Source organism: Mesorhizobium sp. B1-1-5, assembly GCF_006443065.1.
In the GTDB taxonomy this organism is placed as follows: Bacteria; Pseudomonadota; Alphaproteobacteria; order Rhizobiales; family Rhizobiaceae; genus Mesorhizobium.
Window position 1 is genome coordinate 1 of the sequence record NZ_VFWS01000464.1, and the last position, 1,271, is coordinate 1,271.

Here is a 1,271-nt window from a genome sequence, read left to right on the forward strand (position 1 = left end):
CGTCTCCAAGGGGCAGGCGGACGAGTTGCAGGTCGCCTGCACCTTGGAGACGCCTAGCGTGTTGCCGACGGCGATGACCGCCTTTTCGAAAACCGACTGGTCCTTGCCCACGCCCTTCAGCACCGCCGTGTCGCCCTGGACGACGACCTGCACGCCGTCGGTACCGAGCTTGTGCGAATCGAGTTCTTTCTTGAGCGTATCGGCGCTGGGTGCCGCTTCCTCGTCACCGCCTATGCCGAGCTTTTTGCCGACGCTCTTGACGAAATCGAACATACCCATCTCCAGGTCTCCTTGCTGTGGCAATGAGTAAACCTTGCATCTGCAAAGCGAAATTGAAAGCGGGTTCACGCGCGCGATTGGTGTGTTGCTTAATCGTTCTCTACCCGGCCGCGCAGTTTCTTGATGGTGCCGCGTCCGGCCTTGCTCTTCAGCCGCCGTTCGACCGCGCCTTTCGACGGTCTCGTCTTCTTGCGCGGCGGCGGTGGCGGCTCGGCCGCCTTGGCGACCAGCGCCGTCAGCCGCGCCCGTGCATCCGCCCGGTTCTGCTCCTGCGTGCGGAAGCGTCCGGCTTCGATGACGATGACGCCGTCCTTGGTGGCGCGCTGGCCGGCAAGCCTGATCGTGCGTTCGCGCACGCGCTCCGACAGGCCGGGTGCGTTGCGTGCATCGAAGCGCAGCTGCACCGCCGTCGCCACCTTGTTGACGTTCTGCCCGCCGGGGCCGGAGGAGCGGATGAAATCCTCGTGCAGATCACCCGGATGGATCACGGCATCGTCGGCAATGATGATTGTGTCGTCGCTCGTCATGCCGCAGTCATGGCGCGGCGCACGAAAAAAGAAAAGGCCCGATCGGGACCGGGCCTTGCGAGGATGGCTGAGCCTGGCGGGCGATTATTCCGCCGCTTCCCGCATGTGCGGCGCCGCGCCGAGGACGGAGGCGTCGACATGGCTTTCGAACTTCTCGAAATTGACGGCGAACATGCCGACCAGCCTTGCCGCTTGCCGGTCATAGGCCGATTTGTCGGCCCAGGTCGATCGCGGGTCGAGGATGGCGGCGTCGACGCCCGGCACCGCCACCGGCACCTCGAAACCGAAATTGGCGTCGGTACGGAAACCGGTCGTCTTCAGAGAGCCGTCGAGTGCCGCGGCAAGCAGCGCGCGCGTCGCCTTGATCGGCATCCGCCTGCCTGTGCCGTAGGCGCCGCCAGTCCAGCCGGTGTTGACCAGCCAGCAATCGGCACCGTGCTGCGCGATCAGCTCGCGCAGCAGATT

At 65.0% G+C, this 1,271-nt stretch carries 3 protein-coding genes; all 3 read right to left on the reverse strand.

Going from position 1 to position 1,271, the window contains the following annotated elements; all coding sequences use genetic code 11:
• The coding region (locus tag FJ980_RS32395) for a BON domain-containing protein (protein WP_140547535.1) at window positions 1–279 on the reverse strand (279 nt) is incomplete at its 3' end.
• Window positions 280–368: 89 nt separating this feature from the next.
• Window positions 369–806, reverse strand: a complete 438-nt coding sequence (gene arfB / locus FJ980_RS32400) for an alternative ribosome rescue aminoacyl-tRNA hydrolase ArfB (protein WP_140491189.1) — start codon at window positions 804–806, stop codon at window positions 369–371.
• A gap of 84 nt (window positions 807–890) precedes the next feature.
• Window positions 891–1,271 (reverse strand): phosphoenolpyruvate carboxykinase (ATP) (locus tag FJ980_RS32405; protein ID WP_140547536.1); only part of this gene is annotated, 381 nt, incomplete at its 5' end.